The sequence below is a fragment of the Desulfobacula toluolica Tol2 genome, from assembly GCF_000307105.1.
GTDB classification, from domain to species: Bacteria; Desulfobacterota; Desulfobacteria; order Desulfobacterales; family Desulfobacteraceae; genus Desulfobacula; species Desulfobacula toluolica.
This window is the reverse complement of the sequence record NC_018645.1, coordinates 1,840,434-1,866,599: the sequence shown is the minus strand read 5'-3', so window position 1 is coordinate 1,866,599 and position 26,166 is coordinate 1,840,434. Positions and strand designations below refer to the sequence as shown.

Sequence of the window (26,166 nt, the reverse complement as noted above, 5' to 3'; positions counted from 1 at the left end):
TTCTCTAAATCTCCAGCACATCAGGCAGATCTGAAATAGACTCAATAATAACATCAGGATTATTTTGTGCCAGGCTTGCATATGTCTCAAATCCCGTGAGAACTCCGATGGTTTTCATACCTGCAGCCATTCCTGCGACAACGTCCATTACCATGTCTCCCACATAAACGCACCGGTCTGACCGAACCCCCAGACGATCTCTGCACAAAATCAAGGCATCCGGAAACGGCTTTTTACGTTCAACATCCCCGGCTGATACAACTGTCTCAACAAAATTTAAAATCCCCTCCCGGTCCAGGATCTTCATTTTATCACTGATATTTTTTTGAGGGGTTGATGTCGCAATCCCAATCTTGATATTGCGGTCATGGAGAAGGCGAAGCACTTTTCCCGTATCAGGGAAAGGCCTGACATTTTTCAGGAACGTGTCAGGATATATCTGTTGTACCATCTGCCAGGCTTGGGCGGCTGTTTCTTGTCTGGATCGGTCCGGCACATCCGGCAGAATCAAATCCCAGTTGAATTCATCATTTTTTGCCGCTTCCAGGATAGTCTGCCTCGGAACTGCTGGAAATCCCATTTTATCAAGGATGATTTCCACGATGCAATAATAGGATTCAATGGAATCTATCAGGGTGCCGTCAAGATCAAACAAAACAGCATCCACAGAGAGCTTGAGCCCTGGTTTTGCAATGATCCCACCCAATTGCAGTACAACCATATCCCCGTCATTTATCCCCAGTTCATCCCTCAGTTTCACCGGTGCCAGAATTTCAACAACCTGCCGGCCGTGAATTTTCACGTCTGCATCAGGAAGAATCAATGCCCCTTTGACGTTTCCAACCCATATGGGAAGAACCTTTGAGGAACAAAAATTTTGATCCGGCGGTACCAGTTCTTCCCAGATCCCTTCACTGAACTTTTCCAGACGTTCCACCTCAGACAAAGACAATTCGAGATTAAGGGTTCCGGGAAAAGGTACAAATCCGATTTTTTCACGACACTGCAGCTTTACCCAGTCCAGCTCTGTAAAAAAAGCAGCCTTGTGAGCCCCTTGAATCACTTTCCCAGATATCACCAGCTTATCCTTTATTTTTATTCTTGAAACCATTTCTTTTTTTGAAAATCATCAGGTGAACATTCTTTTTCCCGGCTGATCATAGAGTTGAGCCTTTCCAGCACCTGATGGTCTTTTTCCAGGATAGCGTTAAAAGAACTGATGGCCCGGTTCAAGGTCAAATCAAGAGACGGCTGAACCTTGTCCAATACATCAGCCGGCAGGTGGTCATAGGCATCCACCAGATTACCTGTCCAGACATGGAGAGCTTTCATATCCATCTCAGCTACACTTTTCTTATGATACACATACCCTTCAAGGGCACCGACTGATGCGGCAAATTCATAAATCTGATTATACAAATGCACAGTGAGTTCCTTTCATGAGTCATCTTAGCTGCATTTCCGCAGCATAAATTTTTATTTTTTTAAAAGCATTTAAATAAATAATTTTTCTAAAAAATCACACAAGATTTATCTTTTCAAGCTTGCGGGATGAAAAGTCATGCTGGGAATCCGTATTATAATAACTCAGATGACTCAATCGAACCGGTTATCATAATTGGAGACGCTTCAATATTTTCAGCTGACATCATGGAGACAACCCGTTCAAATGCGCTTTCAATCATTGACTGCTCCCAGCTCTCCAACCTGGAAAATCTATCCATAAACTGTTTTTGAAGAAGAGGGGGAACTGTTTCCATTATGGTTTTTCCATTTTCCGTCAAGGTTATATTGGTTTTTCTTTTATCATCTATGCTTCTTTTTCTTGTAATATATCCACGTTTTTCAAGACGTTTTGTAATATCCGTCACTGTGGCCTGGCTCAAGCTGACATTTTTTGAAAGCTGCGTAACTGAAATTTGATCATTTGCAACTATTGATTGCAGAATAATAAGCTGAGGTCCGGTCAAACCGAAATTTTTTTTCAAACTTTTTGAATGCTGATCTATGGCCTGGATAATTTTCCGCAAAGCGATCAAAAGATTTCTGCACCGTTCATCATTTGTCTTGCCCATTTCAGTCCCCTTTTTTTATACCGTCAAATTTCAAGGTCAGTTACCCAATATTATAAGGGTTATAAAAACAATTCCCGGCACTTTAACATAGTCCATTAAAATCTTTATATTTCAACTCCCCCACTTCAGCGCTGTATTCTTATCTGAAAAGACAGATCAACAAGGCCCGATTAATTGATAAAAATATCAAACACATGATTAAAATGCAATTGAAATATAAACCGCCTTAATGCTTACAAATAAGTGCATCCAAACTTTTATATATGCAAATTCATTTTATGTTCACGCGGTGTTACAAAAGTTCGATAATTTTCCCACTCATTAATCTTTAACGACATGTACTGAGTGTAAAGAGTATCCCCTAAAATCTTTTTTAAAATTTGACTTTTTTCAGCTTCAATTAAAGCTTCAAACATGTTTCGGGGTAAAAAACTGCTGTCTAATAGACTGGAAGCATTATTTGTTTTATAAGTACTGCCAATATCCGGATCACCACAATCAAGTTTCTCTCTGATTCCTTGAAGACCTATGCCTATAAGGGTTGCAAGCTGAAGATAAATATTGCCTGAAGGATCTGGAGAACGGATTTCAACCCTTGTATCCTCCGGGCCTGCAGCGTATGGAACCCTAATCATTGAGCTTCGGTTTTTAATGCCCCAACTGCGAACAATAGGAGCCTCTTTTCCAACAACATAAGCTTTATACGAATTAAAAGTTGCAGCCATTATAATAGATGTCTCTCTTGCATATTTTAAGATGCCACCGATAAATTGATGTGCAGTTTTACTCAAAAAATAGTTTGCATTTTTATCATAAAACTTTGGATTACCGTCAATATCCTGGGCAGAGATATGGAAATGGAGGGCGTTTCGATTAAACCCATTAAATGGTTTTGGCATAAATGTAGCATGTAAATTTCTCTCACTGGCAATTCTTTTGGTGATATATGAAAAAAGTATAGTTCTATCTGCTGTTTTGATGGGATCAAGACAAGACAGATTGATCTCATGTTGAGAAGGAGTGACTTCATGATGCATTTTTTCAAACTGAATACCACACTTTTTCAATACTGTTACGATCTCTTTTCGTATAAGTTCACCCTTATCTCGCGGATCTGAATGGAAATAACCGGCATTATCCGTATGTATATCTTTACCAAACTCATCATTGTTCAGCAAAAAAAATTCATGCTCGGGTGCGGTCATAAAATAAAGGCCGAATTCATCTTCTGCCTGTTTAACAACTCTTTCCAAAAGTGCCCTGGGATCCAATGGAGACCTTTTGCCATATCCTTCACTTATTTCACCTATCAAGAAACCTAAGTTTTCCTCTGAAAATTCAATTTTCTTAAAAGTTTCAGGCAAAGGAATTAATATTTTATCGCTATCATCCACAGTTCCATAACCTGGAACTGAACTTCCATCGAAACCAACCCCAGTTCTAATCAATGATTCAATATTCTCAGTGTTCACTTGTAGCGTCACTGGTCGACCATTCAGATCTGTTGTGAAAAGCTGCAATGTATCGACATCACTAATTTCTTTTTTAAACTCTGTTATGTTTTGCATTTTATCCTATTACTGTTTTCCATATGAAACTCAGCTCAACATGCTGCCATAATAAGAGTTTCAATTTTTGTTGTGGCAGGTCAATCTGCCATGGGTATTAGTTTTTTAATAAAACATCATGCTCATTAAAAAAAAAGTTTGATTTTCCAAATGCAGGCTTTAAATCATCAAGCCATACAGCTTTTTCATCGTATTTTGCAAAAAAGGGGCGCTTGACCCATTCAGGATTTCTTCCCTGGATAAAACTTAATGAAATAACCTTACCTTTATCTGTATCAACAATTCCATCAATTCCAATTTTCCCTGGGGATGCAGACATAATGGGTCCTCGCACTGTTCTTGCAACACCACTTACTTTCATATAAGCTTTCCTGAAAATATCATAGGCTTTTAAGATTGGTATTGAAAAGTAACGATGAGATCCTGTATTCCTTGCAACGAACATATAATATGGAATCATACCCAGACTTACCTGTTTTCTCCACATATTGCTCCAATTTTCGGAATTATCGTTTATATGCTGCATAACCGGTGACTGAGTCCTTATAATTGTTCCTGTGTCTCTGATAGCTTTCACAGCTTCTTTAAAAGCATCCGTAGACATTTCGTTTTCATGACAAATATGGGCCATAAATGACAAATGAAACCCTGCATCCGTAACTTTTTTGAACAAATCAAGAAGTTCATCGCTATCGGAATCTGTCAGATAGCGATAAGGCCAGAAAGACAATGTTTTGGAGCCAATGCGTATCGTTTTTACTGTTTTGATACCGGACTTAATTATTGCGTCAATAAAAATCTCAAATGCTTTTGCATGCATTATCATGGGATCACCACCTGTAAAAAGCACATCTGTTATTTCAGGATGCTCTTTTAGATACCCAATCATTAAATCCGCATTTTTCAAAGCAAATTTTTTCTCTTTTATCCCGGAAAATTGCGGCCACCTGAAACAAAAAGAACAAAAAGCATGGCACAATTGCCCCTTAGAGGGAAATGCAAGCATTGTTTCGCGATATTTATGTTGAATGCCATTCAAAGGTATTCCATTAAATATCGGGACATTTTTTTCCATTTGTTCAGCAGGATGAGGATTTAATCCGGCGCGAATCAAACTAACAGCTGTGGCAAGTTCTTTCTGGTTCAAACATTGCTTTACGATTTTATAATCATTGGGCTTTAGCATTTCTTTTCTTGGAAATGTAAGGGTGAACAAAGGATCTTTTTCAAAATTATTCCAGTTTATTAACTCTTCAAGAACATAATTATTACTTTTAAAAGGTAATACCTGTCCAACAACCTTGATCGAGTCAACTATTTCATCAGGAAGATCATTCAGCAGTTTGATTTGATGTAAATTTTTTAGTGTATAGCTTTGATATTTCATTTCATTTTCTCTCTATGTCAAAAAAAAATCAGATCCATGTGTGCTTCGCAAAGAAAAACCACTCACAAAATCTGAACCTTTATGAAAATTTAAAAACAAGGCTACAATAACATGATTTTACATAGATATCAATGTATCTAAAAAGACCCATCTCGCTAAAGACCATACAATTTAAAAAAACAATAAAAACATCAACCAATTAAATTAATTAAATAATCTCAAACATATTTCAAATATATATCAAATATATATTTTATACTTTTATATAAATTCATAAATATATATTTCGAACACAATACAATATATTTTATTTAAAAGTCCATTATTATTTCAATAATCAAAATCAAAACTTCTTGATGATCTTTTAATTTTCGACATATTATCCAAAATTTCTTTTGGGCGGTATCTTTGCGCAAACACTTATGACACCCTAACGGATCAATTTTTCTGCCGGCGAATAACTTAACCGGATATATTATGAAATCCTGATAAATTTCAAATAGCATATTCAGACAGCACCTAAAACATTGAATACTATACTTTTCAACTTGCAAAAACAATATTTACAGATCGATAAGTCAATATTAGCAAGAAGTGTCAGTTTGACAAATTAATTAGAGTTCGATATATTTTTCTGATAGATATTAACGGTTAAGGAAGACAACTTTAATTTATGAAAAATGTTTTAATTTTAATTTCCAAACGTCTTGGCGCAAGCCTGGCAACCATATTTATCATCTCTGTTATCATCTTTATCGGCGTGGAAATGCTGCCCGGTGACGTGGCCGAGACCGTCCTGGGACAATCTGCCACGCCAGAGACGGTAACGGCGTTTCGAACTCAACTCAAATTGGATTTACCCCCCCATATTCGGTATGGGGCATGGCTGAAAGATTTTATCCATGGGGACTTTGGCAAATCCCTTGCCAATGGCAGACCTGTCTCCGAATTAATCGGGTGGCGGTTTGCCAACACACTGTTTTTGGCCTTAACCACTGCCGTAATTGCAGTTCCCCTGGCAATTTTTCTGGGCATGCTTGCGGCATTTTACAGGAATACTTTTTTTGACAAGCTGATCTCGATCACCACACTTTCATTTATCTCTTTTCCTGAATTTTTTATCGCCTATATACTGATCAGTATTCTGTCGGTAAAATTAAATATTTTTCCCAGCCTGGCAATGATTGACCAAGACATGGGATTTACCAGCAAAATATATGCAATTTTGCTGCCGTCCCTTACACTCACCTGTGTGGTAACTGCACACATGATGCGACAGACAAGGGCAGCCATTATCAATGTGCTGGCCAGTGCCTATATTGAAATGGCCCGAATAAAAGGGATAAAACGGTTGAGAATCATTGTACACCACGCATTTCCCAATTCTCTGTCCCCGGTGATCAATGTGATTGCCGTCAACCTGGCCTACCTGATTGTCGGTGTGGTTATTGTCGAAGTCGTGTTTGTCTATCCCGGACTGGGTCAGCTTTTGGTTGATTCGGTTGCCAAGCGGGATCTGCCCGTAGTCCAGGCATCAGGATTGATTTTTTCCATTGCCTATATTTTTCTAAACCTTGCAGCAGACATCCTGTCCATGCTTTCCAACCCAAAACTGAGACAATCCAGTATTTAAAGGGAGTTCCATTGTGTTAAACTTATTACGACAGTCCCCTATTTCCGCCCGGATCGGTATGGGGATCGTTATTTTGAATATCCTGGTTGCTGTTTTTGCACCATTGATCGCACCCTATGGGGAAACCAGCGTGGTCGGAGATGTGTGGGAAACTTTTTCCGGCAAATTTTATCTGGGCACCGACCATATTGGAAGGGATCTGTTTACACGGATGATCTATGGTGCAAGAAATACCATTGCCCTTGCGTTTATCACCACTATGCTGTCATTTCTGCTTGGCTCGTTTTCAGGCTTTATTGCCGCTGTTAAAGGCGGGTGGACTGACCAGGCATTAAGCCGGACAGTTGACATTGTCATGGCATTTCCAACCCTTATTTTTGCCTTGATGATTTTATCTGTGCTGGGATCATCCATCCCCACCTTGATTTTTACCATCGCCATCCTGGACTCCACGCGAGTGTATCGATTATCCAGGGCTGTGGCCATGGACATTGAAGTAATGGAATTTGTAGAAGCCGCCCGCTTGAGAGGAGAGGGTCTCTGGTGGATCATACGACATGAAATCCTGCCCAATGCCATGCCGCCGCTGATTGCGGAATTCGGCCTGCGGTTTTGTTTTATATTTCTCTTTATTGCCTGTTTAAGTTTTCTTGGACTGGGCCTGCAGCCGCCCCTGGCAGACTGGGGAGGAATGGTCAGAGAAAACGCCGGGGCTATTACATTTGGCATTTTTGTACCCTTAATCCCGGCCGGGGCAATTGCTTTGTTAACAGTGGGCGTCAATTTAATTGTTGACTGGTTTTTACATTTATCCAGCGGGCTGCACGATTAGAAAGGAAACACCCATGAACAATCTGTTAGAGATAAAGAATCTATACATTGAAGGCTTTTACGAAAACCAATGGCAACCCATTGTCAAAGACATCAGCCTTGAATTGAAAAGAGGAGAAGTGCTTGGACTTATCGGGGAATCCGGTGCCGGCAAATCCACTATAGGGCTTGCTGCCATGGGGTATACACGCCCGGGATGCAGACTGGCATCAGGATCTATTAATCTTGAAGGGATCGAATTATTTGATGCATCCGAGGAAGATTTGCGACTGATTAAATCATCCAAGATTGCCTATGTGGCACAGAGTGCTGCAGCCTCCTTTAACCCGTCACACCGTATCATAAAACAATATGTAGAAGCACCTGTTCACCATGGAATAATGAGTTGTGAAAAAGCTGAAAAAGAAGCTGTTGAAATTTATCGGCGGCTGTTCTTGCCCACACCTGAAAAAATCGGATACCGGTATCCCCACGAACTTTCAGGAGGCCAGCTCCAGAGAGCCATGGTGGCCATGGCCATGGCCTGCAAGCCAAACATCATTGTGTTTGACGAACCCACAACCGCCCTGGATGTCACCACCCAGATCGAAGTATTGGCTGCTGTCAAGGAGATCACGGAAAAAATGAACAAAGCGGCTTTGTATATCACCCATGATCTGGCTGTCGTGGCCCAGGTGGCTCACCGGATAATGGTGTTGAGGAACGGTCGGCTGGTTGAAGAGGGTGAAACCCGACAATTGATTAAACAACCCAACAAGAACTACACCAGGGAACTGTTAAATGTCAGAAGCCTGAGAGAAGAAAAAATCATTACGGATAAAATGGCTGTGATTCTGGACATCAAGAATGTGGCTGCAACCTACACAGGCCAGAAAAATGTACTTGAAAACATTGACCTGACCGTAAGAAAAGGCAGAACCGTTGCCCTGGTCGGAGAATCCGGCAGCGGCAAAAGCACTTTGGCAAAAGTTATCACAGGCCTTCTTCCCGCCATTCAGGGCAGTATAACGTTTTTTGAAAAAAAGCTTCCTCGTGAATTGAAAAACAGAAAAAAAGAAGACTTGAGAAAAATGCAGATGATCTATCAAATGCCGGATACGGCCTTAAACCCGCGACAGACCGTCAGAAAGGTTATTGGCAGGCCCCTTAAATTTTACTTTGGCCTCAAGGGTAAAGCGGCTGAAGACCGGATCAAAGAGTTGCTAAGCAAAATCGAACTTGATCCGGACATTTATATAGACCGTTTGACCACGGAACTTTCAGGCGGAGAAAAACAGCGGATCTGTATTGCCAGGGCCCTGGCAGCCGAACCGGACCTGATCATCTGCGACGAAATCACCTCAGCCCTGGATCAACTGGTGGCCGAAGGCATCCTCAACCTTTTGCAGGACCTGCAAAATAAAACAAACATGTCCTACCTGTTTATCACCCATGACCTTGCCACGGTAAAGGCCATTGCAGATAAAATTGTGATTATGCTAAAAGGGAAAATCATCGAACAAGGCGAAAAAAAACAAGTCTTGTCTCCACCCCATCATGAATACACTGACAAGCTGTTGGCATCCGTTCCTGAAATGGACCCGGACTGGCTGGACAACCTTTTAGAAGAGCGTGCCTCAAGTTTCATCTGATCCAATCATTTAATATCAATCACTTAAATCGGAGGAAAGAATATGACGGACCTATCATCTTTAACACAGATGTTTAACCAGAACAAAATCAGCCGCAGGCAGTTCCTTACCGGCATGTCCGCACTTGGGCTTGCAGCGGCGGTTTCCCCTGCAATGCTTCCGGGTACAGCTTGGGCGTCCGAACCCAAAAGGGGTGGACGGTTTATCATGGGATGCACTGGCGGGTCCACCACGGACTCCATGGATCCCGGGACACTGACGTCCAATATGAACTATAGCATCAACTGGCAGATCAGAAACAGCCTGGTGGAAATTGACCATAATTTCAAACCCATCCCGGAACTGGCAGAGTCCTGGGATTCCTCCCCTGATGCAAAAGTGTGGCGTTTCAAACTGCGCAAAGGCGTTGAGTTTCATAACGGCAAAACCATGACGGCAGAAGATGTTATTTTTACCATCAACCACCATAGGGGCGAAAAATCAAAATCTGTTGTTAAACCCTATTTAAAGAGTGTTGAAAATATCAAAGCGGATGGAAAGTATGAAGTTATTTTTGAGCTTTCCGGGGGCAGTGCGGATTTTCCGTTTATCCTGGGAGACCATCATTTGACAATCTGCCCGGCGGGAACCAAAGGACGGGAATGGGAAAAAGGCATTGGTACGGGAGGATATATTCTGGAAAAATGGGAGCCTGGTGTCAAGGCTTTTGCAACACGCAATCCCAATTACTGGAAAGAGGGAAGAGCCTTTTTTGATGAAATAGAAACTTTGTCCATCGTTGATACTAATGCCAGGACAAATGCCTTAAAAACAGGGCAAATCCACTATATGGACCGTGTTGAACTAAAAACAGCAAGCTTGATGAAACGAATGCCCGGCATTAATGTGACGGCAACCACCGGAACGGCACACTACTCCATTCCCATGATCGTGGATCAAACCCCATACAGTGACAACAATGTCCGCATGGCATTAAAACTTGCCGTTAACCGTGAAGAATTATTAAAACAAGTCCTGCGGGGTTATGGAGAACTCGGCAATGACCATCCCATCGCACCTGTCAATCAATATTTTGCCAAAAACCTGGAACAAAGAAAATATGATCCGGACAAGGCAAAATTCTATATGAAAAAAGCAGGCATGCTTGACCATGTTTTCAATCTGCATGCTGCAGACGCCGCATTTGCCGGTGCAGTTGATGCCGCCATCCTTATCAAGGAACAGGCCAAAAAGGCAGGTCTCACCATCAATGTTGTGCGAGAGCCAGACGACGGATACTGGAGCAATGTATGGACAAAAAAAGAGTGGTGCATGTGTTACTGGACCGGTCGCCCCACGGAAGATATGATGTTCTCGCTTGCCTATGCGTCAGGAGCCCCATGGAACGATACCCACTGGAAAAACAAAAGGTTTAACAACCTTCTGATTGATGCAAGAGCAGAGCTGGACACAGGTAAACGCAGACAAATGTATCTGGAAATGCAGGAAATCTGCAGGAATGACGGCGGAACTATTGTCCCCATGTACAACCAGATGGTGGAAGCAAGTTCAGACAAACTTGCCCATGGCCCCATTGCCGGGAATATGCCAATGGATGGCTTTAGAAATACTGAACGCTGGTGGTTCAAGTCATAATCTGCAATAATATGCCATACCGGTATCAATTCACAAAACTTTGGCAATGGAGAACCTCATGGAAAGCAACCATATTCTTAAAAAGATTAATATCACCAGAATAAAAGACAACAAAGCCATCTTGATGAAAGACAGCATCATTGACGAAGACATTCTTGAGATAGTGATCAACAAAGACAAAACATTTAAAATGGTATTTTCCATGACCCATACACGGGCTCTTGCGGCAGGATTCCTGTTTACTCAAGGCATTGTTCATGACAAAACCGACATAATTAAACTAAATTTTTTTAAAGAAAAAAAACAATGCCATATCACATTAAATGACCGGGCCATGCAACGGCTGGATGAATTTAAAAAAGGACAATCAATCAAAGGGTCATCAGGCGGAACACTATTGCAGGGCCAGACAAATATTTTGTCCGGAAGCCGGGAAAAAGCCCTGTTTATAACTTATGACCAGGTATTGTACTTGATTCAACAGCACTGGGATCAATCCGAACTGTTCCATAAAACAGGTGCGGTTCACAGTGCAGCTGTGTGCAATGCATCCAAACTCTTATCCTATTACGAAGACATTGGACGGCACAATGCTCTTGACAAACTGGCGGGAGATATTCTGTTAAAAGCAATGGATACGGCAGACAAGATTGCAACGGTCAGTTGCAGGATGTCCCTTGAAATCATCGGTAAAATCATTAAAACCGGCATACCCATTGTCATTTCCAATGCAGCCCCTACACTGTCCGCCGTTAAACTTGCTGACAAAGCCGGATTGACCATTGTCGGGTTTGCAAGAAACAACCGGTTTAATATTTATACCCATGAAAATAGAATAAAGAAAAATTAAGCCCGGTTCAAAAACGGAACCGGGCTGTTAAACCTCAGAAACATGACACTCGTCATTTGTTTTTTTATATGAAAATCTTCAAAAATTCATACAGAGACTTTCAATCTTTGTTGTGGGCAAACCAGGACGAAATACCGGATCTGCCCATGGCAGTTAATTGCTCAAGACCTTCTGATCTTCCTGGTTTTTCAATTCAAACCGTTTGACCTTTCCTGTGGCTGTTTTGGGCAGATCTTCCACAAAATGAATCCAGCGGGGAAACTTATAGTGAGCCAGTTCATTTTTAACATAGGCTTTTATCTCTTTTTCCAGTTCTTCTGATGCTGAAATTCCCTTGTTTAAAACAACATAAGCACAGGGCTTCACAAGATTTTCTTCATCCCTGCTGGGAACAACCGCACACTCAAGCACGGATGGGTGACCAATGAGGCAGGCTTCAACTTCAACCGGAGAAACCCAGATACCGCCAACCTTTAACATGTCATTGGAGCGCCCCACATAAAAGAAAAACCCGTCTTCATCCACAAAAAATTTATCATCCGTATTAAACCATTCGCCCAACATGGCTTCTTTGGTTTTTTCATGCCGGTTCCAATAATAGGCAGCCGTGCTGTCGCCTTTGATCCAAACGGTTCCGATCTCTCCTTGCTCCACTTCATTACAATCATTGTCCACTATTTTTGCCTCATAACCGGGCACAATCTGTCCTGTGCTTCCCGGACGGATATCCTCCACCCGGTTGGAGATATAGATGTGGGCAATTTCCGTTGAACCTATTCCATCAAGGATATCCAGGTTAAACCGTTTTTTCCAGCGATGAAAAATATCGGCAGGCAGTGCTTCGCCTGCGGATACACAAAGCCTTACCCCGTCCATTTCCCCCTCTTCCGAAGCCAGCATGGAACCATACAAAGTTGGAACACCAAAAAACAAGGTCGGCTTGTGTTGGGCAATGGTCTTATAAACAGAATCCGGTGTCGGACGTTCCGGCATTAATACGCTTGTGGCACCGACACTGAAAGGAAAATAGGTGCCGTTACCCAGACCATAGGCAAAAAACAATTTGGCTGCTGAAAAGCAAATATCATCTTCCCTGACTTTAAGTACCTGCTTGCCATAAGTTTCAACGCTGAACCGCATATCATGCTGCAAATGAACGGTTCCCTTGGGTTTCCCGGTTGACCCGGAACTGTACAGCCAAAAGCAGGAATCATCAGGACCGGTCGGGGCTGTCTCAAGAGTCTCTGGCTGACCGTTGACAAAATCCTCATATGTCATGGTATCCGGCCTGGCCTGGCTGCTGTTGACCATAACAACCCGTTCCAGAAATTTTAATTCACTTTTAATCTCTTCAATATTAAAATACAGGCTCTCATCAACCACCAAAACCCTGGCCCGGCTGTCATTTAAAAAGTAAAGATAATCTTTTGGCCGCATAAGAGTATTCAAACAGATGGGCACGGCACCGGATTTAATGCCCCCAAAAAACGCAACAGGATAAAGCTCCATATCCAGCAGGAGCAGCGCAACCCGGTCTTCCATCCTGACGCCTGATGATAAAAGGGCATTGCCGAACCGGTTAGCTTCTTTGGCAAGCGTTCCATATGTCATCTGGCGGTCTTCGCACAGAATGGCCACTTTATCTTCTCTTCCTTCACGGACATTTCTGTCTACAAAATAATCTGCTGCATTAAAATATTCAGATTCAATAATATCAGGTTTCATATTCGATATTCTCCTTATGTATTTTTTTATCAGAAAGCCTTAAACAATCCATACAGAGACTTTCATTATTTGTTGCGGGCAAACCGGATAAAAAATCAAGCCTGCCCTTGGCAATTATTTGTTTAAAACCGGGTGAAAAAACAATTTAAGACTTTTTTGTTCGGTTTTGCCCGGAGTTGTCAGGTAAGATCCCACAAAGAAAACAATTCCTGCGATAATAAACGAAGCAAGAAATCCGTTCAGCTGAAACAGTGATTTTTGAGGGAAAAGAACCATGGCTTTACCGCCGACAAAAAAGAAGGTTATGTTTAAACAGACCCCGACAAGGATGGATAAAATAGCGCCCGTTGCGGTTGCTCTTTTCCAATAGTAAGCACCCCACAGAGCAAAAAAGGTTACCGCTACCGTACCAAAAGCAATGATGGACAGTTCAGCCACGGGGGTATTGGGATTCCAGGCGATAAACACGCATATGGCCATGATAATCGCCACAAAAACCCTGGCAATGGTAATCAGTTCGGATGGTTTGGTTTCCGGCCTCATTATTTTAATAACATCCACAGATAAATTTGCAGCGTTTCCGAAAACAAGACCGTTCACCGTTGACATGGCAGCTGTAAAACCGCCTGCCACAGCAAATGCCGCCAGCCAGTCCGGCATGGTGGCTGCGGCAACAAGACCGTAAATTTTATCGGCTTCAACCCCTTTAAGTCCGGGAACAATGGCATTGCCGGCAATACCGATCAATGTGGGCATGGTAATGATGAACAGACAAATGCCGCCAAATGAAAGGAACATGGCTTTCAAGCCCCTTGCAGACCGGCTTGAATAGGCATGCATAAAAGGTTGCGGAAAACAGACACACCCCAGACACATGGCTGCTGCCATTCCAAAAATCATGGGATAGCTCCAGACTTTGCCTCCTGCCCAGCCAATCTGGAAAAGGTTGGGATGTTTTGCCATGACCAGCTCCATGGTCGGAACAAACCCGCCGTTTTTCATCATGACAAAAAAGAAAAGGACAAACACCATGATGGAAAAAAAGACCCCCTGGATGGCGTTGACCCAGGCCGCCCCTTTCATTCCGCCCATCATCAGATATAATGCTATAAAAAAGGGAACAAAAAACAGACCCGCATGAAAAGAGATGATGCCCTCGCTCATGGCCTCCAGCATGACCCCTATTCCCTGGATCTGGGCGACAATATAGGGAACGGATGCCACAAGGACAACAAGTACCAGAACAATTCTCATGGGAGTGCCGTATCGTTCACCAAATGGCGCGCCCATGGTCATCCACTTTCGGGCCCTTCCCAGAAGAAATGTTTTTTTGTGAATGAAATACCATAAGAACCCCAAAGGAACCAGGTTGGCTGTCAAAACATATAAAGAGCCAAATCCCAGGCGGTATCCAAAGCTTGACATTCCGAACATGGAAAAGGCACTTAAAAAAGATGCCAGAAGGCTGAAAACAAGCACAAAATAACCAAGACTTGACCCTGCTACAAAATAATCATCTGCACTTTTTGTAAATCCCTTGCGAAATGCCACATAACTGATATAGACGGATACCAGACAAAGCCCGGTAATAATAATGACGGCTACCATTTAATTTTCCTCCGTTATGGTTTTTCCAGCGATTGTTTCTTCTGCAATGGTTTTTTCAAGCGCAGCTTTGATTCCTTCAAGATCTTCGTCATACAAGGCCAAATCCGTTTTAAACAGATAAACCCATTCGACAAAAAACAAGACCGCACCAATCAGCAGCAGATAAAAGGCCCACGAGGGCATTCCCATGATCAACCCGACTTCACCATAACTTCCATATCCAATAGGGCACCAGCAGAACACAGTGAGAACAAGAAACAAAATCAGAAAAACAGTATTTTTCTTTTTATTTACGTTGGACGCCATTCACTTTCTCCTTATTGTGTTAAAGATGTTAAAAAATACAGACACTTTTGCCAATGAAGCTTCATTTTCATTTGCTTCTGTAATAGAGCAAATCCTGTGCCAATCTTTCCCAAGTCTGTTATTACCGGCAAAGGCTTACGGGAATAATGGTTTTAGAATACAAGCAAACCTTAAACAAAACGAATTTACCGGAAAGGATCTTTTTAGACTAGAAAAATACTTTCCGGTATAAACCCCGCCCTGTTCAAAAGAACGATATTTTTTTCACCGAAATTCAGCTTTTAAAATAATTTTCATGTGCAACCTGATGTTTTATTTGAAATTTATCCACAACAAATATTGAAAGTCTCCGCATGAATTTTTAAAAATTTTTATATAACTGCCACGGGCAGACTTGGTCTTTCAGCTTGGTTTGCCCACAAAAAATATTGCAAGTCACTGTTTGGATTTTTGAAGACTTTCACATAAAAAAGGTTGACAAAATATTCTCTATAGAGTCATAGTGTTCTCTATGGTGGTCAATAAACACAAAATCAATATTGACCACATTAGTTAAAAGGCCTGCAAAGGCAATAATAATTTCCCTTAGATTAAAAAGGAGAAAAACAGCATGGGGTCAAAAAATATTGATATTGTCCGCACCACGACCTGGTCTGCCGGACCTGGATGCCATGGCGGCTGCGGCGTACTCGCCCACATCAAAGATGGAGAGCTTATAAAAATAGAAGGAGATCCTGATCATCCATGGAACCAGGGAAGGCTATGCGCCCGTGCCCTGGCCATGACCCAATATGTTAAACATGAAGATCGTATCACCCGGCCGTTAAAGCGCGTAGGCAAACGCGGACAAGGCAAATGGGAAGAAATTTCCTGGGAAGAGGCCCTTGATTATATTGAAAAAAAAATGAAAGACATTCGGGAAGAGTATGGCCCTGAAAGCGTTATCTTTTCCATGGGAACAGGAAGGGACATCGGCCCCTGGATCTGCATGCTGGCCTATGCCTTTGGCAGCCCCAACGTGATGTTTTCTCTCAGCGGAAGTGCCTGCTATGGACCCAGATTAAGTGCCTGCAACACTTTTCAGGGGTGTTACTGCGTGTTTGATGCCGGCCAATGGCTGCCGAAACGCTATGAGGATCCAAAATTCAAACTGCCCGAAACCATTATCATCTGGGGGTATAATATTGCCGCCACCTGCCCGGATAACCTTTTCGGCCATTGGGTGATCGACATGATGAAGCGCGGCACCAAGATCATCTGTGTAGATCCACGCCTGAGTTTTTTTGCCTCCCGGTCCAAGCACTGGCTTCAGATCAGACCAGGCACGGATGCGGCCCTGGCCATGGGAATGTTGAATGTTATTATCAATGAGGATCTGTATGATCATGATTTTCTTGAAAAATGGACCAACGGCGCTCATCTCATGCGCATGGATACGGGGAAACTTCTGCGGGAGGTCCATCTGGACAAGACCGGCGCTCCTGACAATTTCGTGGTATGGGATGAAAACAGCGGGGAACCGGTAATCTGGCACTCCAGCGAAACTGAGTTTAAAACTTTGAACGTAAAGGCAGCGTTTTCAGGGCTTTGGGACGTAATTCTTGCCGACGGCACCCGTGTGACCTGCCGAACAGCCTGGGACGCATATAGAGAAGAAGTCAACAAGTATCCCCTGGACAAGGTACAGGAGATAACCCGGGTGGATGCCGATGAAATCCGAAAAGCCGCCCGGCTTTATGCCACCAGCAAGCCTGCGGCCATTCAATGGGGGGTTCCCATTGACATGACACCTGCGGTGACGCCCACCTGCCATGCCATTGCATCGCTGTGGGCGCTGACCGGTAACCTGGATATACCCGGCGGAAACGTGATTGCCAAATTCGCCTTTGATGCTGTGTCCTATGCCCTTCCAGGCGCTGTGGGCCCCATTGGCCTGAAAGACAAAAAAATGGATGCCAAACGGGTGGGGGTAAAAGAATACGGCCCCTACCGCACCTTTCACTGGCGGGCCCAGACCGACATGACCCTGGACCAGATTTTTACAGGCAAGCCCTACCCCATCAAGGGGATGTGGATTCAGACTGCGGGCCTGTTGAACGGAATTGGACTGGATCCCAAAAAATGGAAAAAAGCCCTGGAAAAACTGGATTTTATTGCTGCCGTGGATCTGTTTCATACTCCCACCACCCAATATGCGGACATTCTTCTGCCTGCATCCACCTTTCTGGAAAAAAACGGGGTGAGAAGCTGGTGGGTGCCGCTGCAGACCATCAACAAAGCCATGAAAGTAGACCAGTGCCGGCCTGATGTGGAGATCAATTTTGAACTGGCCCGGCGCTTTGATCCGGATTTCAAATACGATACGGTAAATGAATTGTTTGACGAAATTCTCAAACCATCGGGCATGACCTTTGAACAGCTCCAGAAAAAAGGGTGGGCCATTCCGCCGGAAGATCATCCCAGCTCTCCATACCATCGCCATGAAAAAGGACAATTGCGGCCCGACGGCAAACCCGGATTCAAAACCCCCACCGGAAAATTTGAATTATACTCCACCTACCGCGAGGAATGGGGCCTGGATCCCCTGCCCCACCATGAAGAACCGCCCTTTACACCGGTAAGCCGCCCGGATCTGGCTAAGGAATATCCTTTGATTTTATCCACTGGAAGACGCTCTCCTGCATATTTTCATTCCGAACACCGCAATATCCCGTGGCTGCGGCAACTTGACCCGGACCCGGTTGTTGAAATTCATCCGCAAACCGCTGCGGCCCATGATATAGGTAATGGCGAATGGGTCTGGCTGGAGAACTGGCTGGGCCGCTGCAAAATGAAGGCAAAAGTAACTCCCATTGTTCCGCCCTGGATGGTGATGGCGGCACACGGGTGGTGGTATCCCGAAAAAAAAGCGGCTGAACCGAGCCTATATGGGGTTTGGGAGTGCAATGTCAATCAACTCATCCCCATGGGCAATCAGGGCAAAGACGGCCAGGGAGCCCCCATCAAACACCTGCTTTGCCGAATCATCAAGGCAAACGGAAAGGAGACGAATAATGGCTAAAAAACCTGAAAACGGATTGTTGATTGATTATGAATATTGCACAGGCTGCTTTGCCTGCCAGGTGGCCTGTTCCCAGGAACATCACTGGCCCGCAGGGATGGGCGGCATCCAGGTTCTGGAAATCATTCAAAACCTTCCCAAGGACAAGGCGTACCTCAACTTTTTACCCTTTCCCACGGAATTGTGTGTGTTGTGCGCTCCGAGAACAAAAAAAGGACTGGAACCGGCCTGTGCCCAGCACTGCATGGCCAATGTGATCACCTACGGGTCTTTATCCGATCTTGCCAAGGAACTTGGAAAAAAACCCCGCATGGTGCTGTGGTCACCCAAATAATTAAAACAACCATGATGACATTTTAATAACAGCTATTTGTATCTGAAATATCAAAAGGATTGACACGTTTCAGTAATGACGAAAAAGCCGTTACTGAAACATGACAAATAACTGCAATCCGCCGAAGCGGGCTTTGCAAAACATTGTTACCATTTAACAGTTAGAATCAGGTTAAAACCGAACAATTCAACGCAAGGAGGGTCTTATGTCAAAATGTAAAAAATGTGCTTTTTTCTTTCCAATTCCAGAAGGGGATATGGATTTTGAACCCAAGAAAGGGGATTGCATCAGACAACAGGAGGATACAAAGGGAAAATTCTGGTTGTCCAGACCGGTATTCAAGGACAACACCGCCTGCGAGCATCTCAGGGCTCGAACCAACTGATTTTTCATGGACCAGTTGACTCGAGTTCTATCCAAACAGCAAGTTTAAGTTAAATTAAAAAATTTTGATGCCAGACAGGAGGAACGACCATGCCGACAACAGAAAGAACCACAAGACTTAAAGACAGGTGCCGTTTTAAACATGTAGCAGGAGGCGAATATGTTGACGCCGGGGTAAAAGCCGGTGTTGAACGGGCCAGACTGATCACCCAGTCCCATAAAAAGAATGTTGGTGAGCCCAATTGCATTATGAGGGCCAGAGGGCTTGAAAATATCCTTAAAAACATTACCATCCATATTCAAGATGACGAACTCATCGTGGGTGCCAACACGGAACATCCTGATTATTTCCCCATGTATCCGGAGCTGTCCTATTTTGCCACCGTGGATATGGTTGAAAGCCCGTATTGCGAGTACAAAGAAGAGATGCGGGAAATCGCTGAATACTGGAAGCCCTATACCATTCAAACAAAGGGGGAAAAATATTTCACACCCGAAGAAATCAACATCATGTATTCTGCAACGACAGTACAGCCGCCCCTGTTTGTTACGGCATTTTCAAGTCTTGTCCCCAATTACGAGTCTGTTCTTGAAGATGGCCTGATCAAAAGAATTGAAGAAGTTGAAAAAAAGATTGCCGACGCCAACGATAAGATGCGCCAATCTCCCTGGAATGCCCAGGACAACCTACATTTTATGGACAAACTTGACCAATGGGAAGCCATGGTCATTGCCATGAAAGCGGTTGTAGGCTGGGCACAGAGGTATGCCAGGCTGGCCAGGATCATGGCAGAAAACTTTTTGACCGATGCAAAAAGAAAACAAGAGCTGCTTGAAATTTCAGACATCTGCAGGCATGTTCCGGCAAATCCGGCCAGGGGGCTGAAAGATGCCATGCAGAGCAAGTGGTTTACCTTTCTGTTATGCCACTCCATGGAACGATACAGCAGTGGGTATGGACACAAAGCAGATAAACTTCTCTGGCCCTATTTTCAAAAAAGCGTCATCAATAAAACAGACCAACCCATGACCAGGGAAGAGGCAGTAGAACTCTTTGAGTGTGAAAGATTAAAAGTGTCTGAACACGGCAGTACAAAGGGAAGACAGCTTCGAGAATTTTTTGCCGGTTCCAATGACCTGTTTATCTTTACTTTGGGCGGCATCAATCCGGATGGTTCCGATGCCAGCAACGACTGCACCAATGCCATTCTTGAAGCTGCAGAAAGCATTGTTACGACCGAGCCTTCCATTGGATTCCGGTGGAATAAAACCGGCAATGTTGAAACAAAGAAAAGGGTATTCAATTGCATTAAAAAGGGATTCGGGTTCCCCTCTATTAAAAATGATGAACTGAATACCGAGCAATTGATCAAATACTTTAATGTACCAGAAAATATTGCCAGGGACTGGGCTCTTGTTTTATGTATGTCACCGGGAATAACGGGCCGCAGAGGGACGCAGAAAACAAGAAACGAGGGCGGCGGAGATGTTTATCCGGCCAAAGCCATGGAAATCGCCCTGACCAACGGATTTGATGAATTTTTCACCAATATCCAGTTGGGCCCCCAAACAGGTGATGCTGCAAATTTTACGAGTTTTGATGAAGTCTGGAATGCATACAAATTACAATTGAGGTATGCTATCGAATTAACTCTGCGCTCTAAAGACGTGGGTCGTATAATAGAATCAACACATCTGTGCTGTCCTTTTATTTCAAGCATTGATGACGGATGCGTTGAAAAAGGTATGGATGCTAATGCCCTGGCAGAGGTAGCCAATCCATGGCACAATATCTGCAGCGGCAGTGTGGTGGTGATCGATTCCCTTGCAGCCATTAAAAAATTGGTGTTTGAAGACAAAAAATATACCATGGCCGAACTTATGGATGCCTTGAAAAATAATTGGGAAGGCAAAGAAGAAATGCGTCTGGACTTCTGGAATGCCCCCAAGTTCGGCAATGATGATGATTATGCAGATGCAATGGCCACAAAGTATTATAACCTGATTGCCGATGAGTGGAAGCGGAATACAACCTATTCAGGCACCTATCCCTTACCCCTGGCCCAGTCTGTTGCCGGATATATTGTAAACGGTCCTAAAACAGCGGCCACTGCAAACGGAAGACACGCAGGAGAGGCCTTAGATGATGGCGGCTGCTCTCCCTACATGGGATGTGACACCAACGGACCGACTGCGGTTCTAAAATCCGTATCAAGAATTGATGCCTCAAGACACAAGGGCGTCCTTTTAAACCAGCGTCTTTCAAATATTCTCATGCACAGTGATGCCGGGTTTGATCTCTGGCATGCCTACATGAAAACATGGCATTCACTGGGAATTGATCATGTCCAGTTCAATGTCATCTCAACAGAAGACATGAAAGCCGCTCAAATAGAACCTGAAAAATATGCAAACACGCTGGTAAGAATTGCCGGATACAGCGCAAAATTCATTGATCTTGCAAGATACTCCCAGGATACGATTATCGCCCGTACCGAGCAGGATATGGCAGCAGGATAACCCACCATATTAACGACTTCCTCATCCCCGGCTATATTTGCCGGGGATGATCCCAATATTACCCTATCACTGAATTATATTTTTTAAAAAACAAGGCTGCTATAATTTCACTTGACAACCATTGGTGGCTGTTTAAAAATAGAAGTTTATTTTAATTGAAAAGGCCTTTGATAAAAAACAGCCATGTCTGTAGAATTTAAAGCAGTACCAGCCATATATAAATGTTTTGATCTGATTGATCTGTTGTCAAAGACTCGGAAATCCCTGGGGATCAGCGCCATTGCTTCCGCCCTGGGATATCACCGCAGTACGGTATTCAATATAGTCTACTCCCTGGTGGATCTGGGAATCCTTGAACGTGATGATGAGGGAAAATTTCATCTTGGGTCACACTTCTATCAATTGAGTAAGACAGCAGGAAAATCGACCAACCTGGTTCAAACGGCCCGACCGTATCTGGAAGAAATTAATCTTAAAACAGGATTGACCGCTTTTCTGGTTGTTCGCTCGGCCTTAAACGCTGTTGTGGTGGAAAAGGCAGATTCCATCACAGGATTTAAAATATCCACCGAGGTGGGACACAGCCACTCGCTGTTCGTTGGAGCAGGGGGGAAAGCCCTCCTTTGCCAACTCACAGACCATGACCTGGATCATCTTCTGGCCACCAATGATCTGGTTGCTTTTACCCCTTTTTCCTGTGTGGATAAGGTCGATTTTAAAAAAATGATTCAAAAAGTTCAAAAAGAGGGCGTGGCCTTTGACAGGGAGGAATACACCGAAGGTATCCATGCCGTAGCCGTTCCCCTGTATGTCAGCAAGACCATTCCCGCTGCCATTTATGTGGTTGGGCTTAAAAAAATGCTACCCGAAAAGCGTCTCCGGTCCTGGGGAGAATTCATAAAACACATCGCTGATAAAATTCAAAAAAAAATGACTGTCTGATCCGGCAGGGGAATGGTATCATGTTATTTTCCAGCATACGGACCAAGCTGATTTGTATCCTGATGATACTGGGGGCAATCCCCCTGCTGGTTGTCGGAGCTGTTTCCTATCACAGCGCAGCCAATGCACTCCTGGTACAGACCCGCCAGCAGCTGGACAAGGTTGCCCAGAAAACCGCACAACAGGTGGATCATTTTTTTGATGCTGCCCAAAAAGACATTGACCTGTTATCAAAGTTCCCTTTTATTCAGTTGACATTCCTGCAATTTGAATTCAATCAACGCCTTGATACCTCCCAGCGCCTGCTGGCAGATTATTTTCAAAGCAACCCAAATTACAATGGCATTTACCTGGTCAATCTGGCGGGAAAAACCATTTTGTCCGTTACCGGAGACCAGGATGACAGTCTCCCGGATTTTTCCGGAGCCGACTGGTTTGCAAAAACACTTGAAACCGGCAGATTTCTGTCAGATCTTCAATTTTCAAACCACCGGTCTTCAAAGGTCGTGATGCTGGGAAAAATTGTGTATGATTTTGAAAATCCGGATAAAATAGTTGGTGTTCTGGCCTTTGACCTTAAAAAATACGCGTTTGTTGATTATGTGGCAAGCCTCCGCATCGGGGAAAAAGGGTATGCCTTTTTAATACACAAAAACGGATTTCTGATTTACCATCCGGACAAGGAGATTGATTCTGAAACGGATATCCAGGCCTTGAGTGACCACCGCTTTCAAACGCATATCAACAATATGATGGACGGTAAAAAAGGATTCGGAAATTATACGCATGACAATGCTGAAAAATTTATTGTATACCTTCCCTGCACCCTGATGAACTGGAGTATCGGGGTGACGGTTTTTAAATCCGAGTTAATGGCGGATATCCACACATTCAGGAATCAAATCATATCCTTTATCATGATTATAATCGGGCTTTTCCTGCCGGTATCCTTCCTGTTCATTAAAAGCCTGACCCGTCCCATACTGCAATTGATCAAAGGTGCTGAAGCCATTGGGAAAGGAGACCTTGACCAGCGGATTGAAATTAAATCCAATGATGAACTCTCGGCTGTGGCCAGGGAATTCAACAAGATGGTGGCCACCCTGAAGAAAAACATGAAAGAGATCGTGGACCTGAAAACTTTTATGGAAGATATTTTCAGGAACGTGTCTTCCGGTATCATCACCGTAGATGAGGCAGGCCAAATTTCCTCCATTAACCAGAGTGCACAAACCATGCTGGGATATGGTCACAGGGAAACATCCGGGACAGACGGTTTCCGGCCCTGTGAACCGGTGCAACAGGTTGTAGACCTCTTGAAGCATTCCATGAAATCCGGTGAAAATACACGGGATCATGAACTGAAACTGGCCCGGTCCGATGACAAGGCCTCCTGTGTGGAGATCAATACCTCCCAGCTTACCGACCAGTCAGGCGGACTGATCGGTGCCATCGCGGATATCCGTGACATCACCCGCAGAAAGCGCATGGAAGAACTCATGGTCCGAGTTGACAAACTGGCTTCCCTGGGGCAGCTGTCCGCCGGCATGGCCCATGAAATAAGAAATCCCCTGGCCGGCATGAAAACAAGTCTCCAGGTGCTGGCCGAAAGGGCACGCACCGATGCGGAACAGATCCTGATTTCCGGGGTATTGTCTGAAATCAACCGGCTGAACACCATCGTATCCGATTTATTGCGGTTTTCCCGTCCATCCCCCCCGCTTCCGTCACCGGTAAATGTAAAAAACATCCTGGAAAAAACCATTGGCATGGTCAAGGAAAAGCTCAAAAAATCCGATATCCGCCTGATTTGCAGGTATGATAAAGACCTTTCTTTTGCCATGGCCGACCAGGAGCAGATGCACCAGGTCTTTCTTAACCTGATTTTAAACAGCCTCACAGCCATGGAAGCAGGGGGAGAGCTGACTATAACCGCAGGGAATGTCAGGAACGAAGAACAAATAAAAACAAAGCTGACCCAAAAAGATCCTGATTTTGCAATGTACAGGGCCGGGTTTGTTGAAATCCGGTTCAAAGATACCGGCCATGGAATTTCAAAGGAAGCTCTGCCACGGGTTTTTGATCCTTTTTTTTCCACTTCCCCCAAAGGAACCGGCCTGGGACTTTCCATTGTTCATAAATTACTGGAAAAAAACAAAGGATATATCTTTATCGACAGTGTGGTGCAGCAGGGAACACAGGTCCGGCTGCTGTTGCCGGCATCCGATAAAAAGCAGACAGGAGATCGGTAGCATGGAACAGGAACGAATTTTGATTGTTGATGATGAAATAGTATTAAGCCGGTCCCTGGCAATTGCCTTTGAAGGAAAGGGCTATGAAATTGCCACAGCTGATTCGGGAGAAGAGGCAATAACGCTTTTGGAAACATTTTCACCCCACCTGGTTCTTCTTGACCTGAGGCTTCCGGGAATGAACGGCATCCAGGTATTGGAAAAAATTTCCGCCTGGAACCGGGAGGTGCCGGTCATTATCATGACGGCCTACGGGGACACCCAGACAACGGTGCAGGCCGTCAAAAGAGGGGCGTTTAATTTTATCAACAAGCCCTTTGAACTGGAAGACATACGGCTGCTGGTGGGACAGGCCCTTGAAGACCGGAACTTTCGAAAGGAGTATGAATATCTCAAATACCAGCAGCGACGATTTTACAGGTTCAGCGACCTGGTGGGGCAGAGTCCTGAAATGAAAGAAGTGTACAAACAAATAGACATTTTGTCCCATGCCGGAGACACAACGGTTTTAATCCGCGGACAAAGCGGTACAGGCAAGGAACTTGTGGCCAGTGCCATCCATTATAGAAGCAAAAGAAACAAGGCCCCCTTTATTGAAATCAATTGTGCATCCCTTCCTGAAACCATTATTGAAAGCGAGTTGTTCGGATATGAAAAAGGCGCGTTTACCGATGCCAAAAAAGACAAAAAAGGATTATTGGAGCTGGGAGACAACGGAACTGTTTTTCTGGATGAAATAGGGGATATGCCCTTGCCAGCCCAGGCAAAACTCTTACGGTTTCTTGAAAAAAAACAATTTAAACGCCTGGGCAGCGGGCGGGATATCAAAGTGGATGTCAGGATTGTTGCCGCCACCAACAAAAATCTTGAAACCGCCATTAAAAACGGAGAATTCCGGCAGGATCTTTTTTACCGTTTAAATGTGATCACCCTTTATATGCCGCCCCTGAAAGAACGCAAGGATGATATCCTGCTGCTGGCAGACTATTTTTTAAATGAATTCTGCCGGGACATGAAAAAACCGCCTAAAAAAATTTCCGAACCGGTAAAACAGATATTTACCCGGTATCCATGGGAGGGAAATGTCAGGGAATTGAGAAACGTCATTGAAAGAGCGGTGATTTTCACCAAAGGGGATACCATAGAAACAAAGGTGCTGCCCCCGGAATTCAAACAGGGAACAGGCTTGCATGAGAAACCGGTCATGGAACACGATAGTGAGACGCCCGCCCCGGACCCCGGTCATGATCTGAAAACCGCCATGGACCAGTTTGAAAACCGCATCATCCGGAACGCCCTGGAAAAAGCCAAAGGGAACAAGACCGAAACCGGACGGATACTGGGCATCAGCAGGTTTGCGCTGAACCGCCGCATGGAACGGCTCAATATCATTTTACCCCCGGGCTGAGGGCACGGGGGCAAAA

20 protein-coding genes are annotated in these 26,166 nt (G+C 44.0%); 12 read left to right on the top strand and 8 right to left on the bottom strand.

The window, feature by feature from the left end:
- Positions 1-4: 4 nt before the first annotated feature.
- The 5 genes from TOL2_RS08485 to TOL2_RS08465 all read right to left on the bottom strand — a co-directional run bounded on the left by TOL2_RS08485 (position 5) and on the right by TOL2_RS08465 (position 5,030).
- On the bottom strand, positions 5-1,078 hold the full coding sequence (locus TOL2_RS08485; protein ID WP_014957082.1) for a DUF120 domain-containing protein: 1,074 nt from the start codon (positions 1,076-1,078) through the stop codon (positions 5-7).
- Between the two features lie 17 nt (positions 1,079-1,095).
- A complete protein-coding gene (locus tag TOL2_RS08480; protein WP_041279375.1) occupies positions 1,096-1,425 on the bottom strand; it encodes a hypothetical protein in 330 nt (109 codons plus the stop codon).
- Positions 1,426-1,577: 152 nt separating this feature from the next.
- Positions 1,578-2,075 carry a MarR family winged helix-turn-helix transcriptional regulator gene (locus tag TOL2_RS08475; RefSeq protein WP_014957080.1) on the bottom strand — a complete coding sequence of 166 codons (498 nt, stop codon included), beginning with the start codon at positions 2,073-2,075 and terminating at the stop codon, positions 1,578-1,580.
- Between the two features lie 257 nt (positions 2,076-2,332).
- Positions 2,333-3,643: a glutamine synthetase family protein gene (locus TOL2_RS08470; protein ID WP_014957079.1), complete on the bottom strand. Its 1,311-nt coding sequence runs from the start codon at positions 3,641-3,643 to the stop codon at positions 2,333-2,335.
- A gap of 97 nt (positions 3,644-3,740) precedes the next feature.
- Entirely contained in the window at positions 3,741-5,030 is a 1,290-nt protein-coding gene (locus tag TOL2_RS08465; protein WP_014957078.1) for a KamA family radical SAM protein, read from the bottom strand.
- A 673-nt stretch (positions 5,031-5,703) separates the two neighbouring features.
- On the opposite strand from TOL2_RS08465, the gene TOL2_RS08455 reads away from it, so the two are divergent.
- The 5 genes from TOL2_RS08455 to fdhD are packed head-to-tail and all read left to right on the top strand — an operon-like array spanning position 5,704 to position 11,610.
- Positions 5,704-6,663 (top strand): ABC transporter permease, encoded by a 960-nt coding sequence (locus TOL2_RS08455; RefSeq protein ID WP_014957077.1) that lies wholly within the window; start codon positions 5,704-5,706, stop codon positions 6,661-6,663.
- A 13-nt stretch (positions 6,664-6,676) separates the two neighbouring features.
- Entirely contained in the window at positions 6,677-7,495 is an 819-nt protein-coding gene (locus TOL2_RS08450; RefSeq protein WP_014957076.1) for an ABC transporter permease, read from the top strand.
- Positions 7,496-7,508: 13 nt separating this feature from the next.
- Positions 7,509-9,125, top strand: coding sequence for an ABC transporter ATP-binding protein (locus tag TOL2_RS08445; protein ID WP_014957075.1), 1,617 nt, complete (start codon positions 7,509-7,511; stop codon positions 9,123-9,125).
- A gap of 42 nt (positions 9,126-9,167) precedes the next feature.
- Positions 9,168-10,760 (top strand): ABC transporter substrate-binding protein, encoded by a 1,593-nt coding sequence (locus tag TOL2_RS08440; protein ID WP_014957074.1) that lies wholly within the window; start codon positions 9,168-9,170, stop codon positions 10,758-10,760.
- A 58-nt stretch (positions 10,761-10,818) separates the two neighbouring features.
- Positions 10,819-11,610 (top strand): formate dehydrogenase accessory sulfurtransferase FdhD, encoded by a 792-nt coding sequence (fdhD, locus tag TOL2_RS23570; protein ID WP_014957073.1) that lies wholly within the window; start codon positions 10,819-10,821, stop codon positions 11,608-11,610.
- 153 nt (positions 11,611-11,763) lie between these two features.
- Here fdhD and TOL2_RS08430 read toward each other — a convergent pair whose 3' ends face one another.
- From TOL2_RS08430 to TOL2_RS08420, 3 genes are all read right to left on the bottom strand, one after another.
- Complete coding sequence (locus TOL2_RS08430; protein WP_014957072.1) at positions 11,764-13,335, bottom strand: benzoate-CoA ligase family protein; 1,572 nt, start codon at positions 13,333-13,335, stop codon at positions 11,764-11,766.
- 114 nt (positions 13,336-13,449) lie between these two features.
- Positions 13,450-14,943, bottom strand: a complete 1,494-nt coding sequence (locus TOL2_RS08425) for a sodium:solute symporter family protein (protein WP_014957071.1) — start codon at positions 14,941-14,943, stop codon at positions 13,450-13,452.
- The gene (locus TOL2_RS08420) at positions 14,944-15,249 is read right to left on the bottom strand and encodes a DUF997 family protein (RefSeq protein ID WP_014957070.1); all 306 of its coding nucleotides are present in this window, start codon (positions 15,247-15,249) and stop codon (positions 14,944-14,946) included.
- Positions 15,250-15,859: 610 nt separating this feature from the next.
- Between TOL2_RS08420 and TOL2_RS08410 the strand changes: the two genes are divergently transcribed.
- The 7 genes from TOL2_RS08410 to TOL2_RS08380 all read left to right on the top strand — a co-directional run bounded on the left by TOL2_RS08410 (position 15,860) and on the right by TOL2_RS08380 (position 26,150).
- Positions 15,860-18,310 (top strand): molybdopterin-containing oxidoreductase family protein, encoded by a 2,451-nt coding sequence (locus TOL2_RS08410; RefSeq protein WP_014957069.1) that lies wholly within the window; start codon positions 15,860-15,862, stop codon positions 18,308-18,310.
- Complete coding sequence (locus tag TOL2_RS08405; protein WP_014957068.1) at positions 18,303-18,644, top strand: 4Fe-4S dicluster domain-containing protein; 342 nt, start codon at positions 18,303-18,305, stop codon at positions 18,642-18,644. Before TOL2_RS08410 ends, TOL2_RS08405 begins: the two co-directional genes overlap by 8 nt.
- Positions 18,645-18,849: 205 nt before the next feature.
- A complete protein-coding gene (locus tag TOL2_RS08400) occupies positions 18,850-19,029 on the top strand; it encodes a benzylsuccinate synthase gamma subunit family protein (protein WP_014957067.1) in 180 nt (59 codons plus the stop codon).
- Positions 19,030-19,118: 89 nt separating this feature from the next.
- Positions 19,119-21,548, top strand: coding sequence for a benzylsuccinate synthase subunit alpha (locus TOL2_RS08395; RefSeq protein ID WP_014957066.1), 2,430 nt, complete (start codon positions 19,119-19,121; stop codon positions 21,546-21,548).
- A gap of 183 nt (positions 21,549-21,731) precedes the next feature.
- Positions 21,732-22,490 (top strand): IclR family transcriptional regulator, encoded by a 759-nt coding sequence (locus TOL2_RS08390; RefSeq protein ID WP_014957065.1) that lies wholly within the window; start codon positions 21,732-21,734, stop codon positions 22,488-22,490.
- 20 nt (positions 22,491-22,510) lie between these two features.
- Positions 22,511-24,742, top strand: a complete 2,232-nt coding sequence (locus TOL2_RS08385; RefSeq protein ID WP_014957064.1) for a PAS domain-containing sensor histidine kinase — start codon at positions 22,511-22,513, stop codon at positions 24,740-24,742.
- Position 24,743: 1 nt separating this feature from the next.
- Positions 24,744-26,150 (top strand): sigma-54-dependent transcriptional regulator, encoded by a 1,407-nt coding sequence (locus TOL2_RS08380; protein WP_014957063.1) that lies wholly within the window; start codon positions 24,744-24,746, stop codon positions 26,148-26,150.
- Positions 26,151-26,166: the final 16 nt, after the last annotated feature.

Bases quoted from the DNA above. Each gene is read 5' to 3' on its own strand.
- TOL2_RS08475 (WP_014957080.1), bottom strand. From the start codon at position 2,075: ATGGGCAAGACAAATGATGAACGGTGCAGAAATCTTTTGATCGCTTTG.
- TOL2_RS08470 (WP_014957079.1), bottom strand. From the start codon at position 3,643: ATGCAAAACATAACAGAGTTTAAAAAAGAAATTAGTGATGTCGATACA.
- TOL2_RS08465 (WP_014957078.1), bottom strand. From the start codon at position 5,030: ATGAAATATCAAAGCTATACACTAAAAAATTTACATCAAATCAAACTG.
- TOL2_RS08455 (WP_014957077.1), top strand. From the start codon at position 5,704: ATGAAAAATGTTTTAATTTTAATTTCCAAACGTCTTGGCGCAAGCCTG.
- TOL2_RS08445 (WP_014957075.1), top strand. From the start codon at position 7,509: ATGAACAATCTGTTAGAGATAAAGAATCTATACATTGAAGGCTTTTAC.
- TOL2_RS08440 (WP_014957074.1), top strand. From the start codon at position 9,168: ATGACGGACCTATCATCTTTAACACAGATGTTTAACCAGAACAAAATC.
- fdhD (WP_014957073.1), top strand. From the start codon at position 10,819: ATGGAAAGCAACCATATTCTTAAAAAGATTAATATCACCAGAATAAAA.
- TOL2_RS08430 (WP_014957072.1), bottom strand. From the start codon at position 13,335: ATGAAACCTGATATTATTGAATCTGAATATTTTAATGCAGCAGATTAT.
- TOL2_RS08425 (WP_014957071.1), bottom strand. From the start codon at position 14,943: ATGGTAGCCGTCATTATTATTACCGGGCTTTGTCTGGTATCCGTCTAT.
- TOL2_RS08420 (WP_014957070.1), bottom strand. From the start codon at position 15,249: ATGGCGTCCAACGTAAATAAAAAGAAAAATACTGTTTTTCTGATTTTG.
- TOL2_RS08410 (WP_014957069.1), top strand. From the start codon at position 15,860: ATGGGGTCAAAAAATATTGATATTGTCCGCACCACGACCTGGTCTGCC.
- TOL2_RS08405 (WP_014957068.1), top strand. From the start codon at position 18,303: ATGGCTAAAAAACCTGAAAACGGATTGTTGATTGATTATGAATATTGC.
- TOL2_RS08400 (WP_014957067.1), top strand. From the start codon at position 18,850: ATGTCAAAATGTAAAAAATGTGCTTTTTTCTTTCCAATTCCAGAAGGG.
- TOL2_RS08395 (WP_014957066.1), top strand. From the start codon at position 19,119: ATGCCGACAACAGAAAGAACCACAAGACTTAAAGACAGGTGCCGTTTT.
- TOL2_RS08390 (WP_014957065.1), top strand. From the start codon at position 21,732: ATGTCTGTAGAATTTAAAGCAGTACCAGCCATATATAAATGTTTTGAT.
- TOL2_RS08385 (WP_014957064.1), top strand. From the start codon at position 22,511: ATGTTATTTTCCAGCATACGGACCAAGCTGATTTGTATCCTGATGATA.
- TOL2_RS08380 (WP_014957063.1), top strand. From the start codon at position 24,744: ATGGAACAGGAACGAATTTTGATTGTTGATGATGAAATAGTATTAAGC.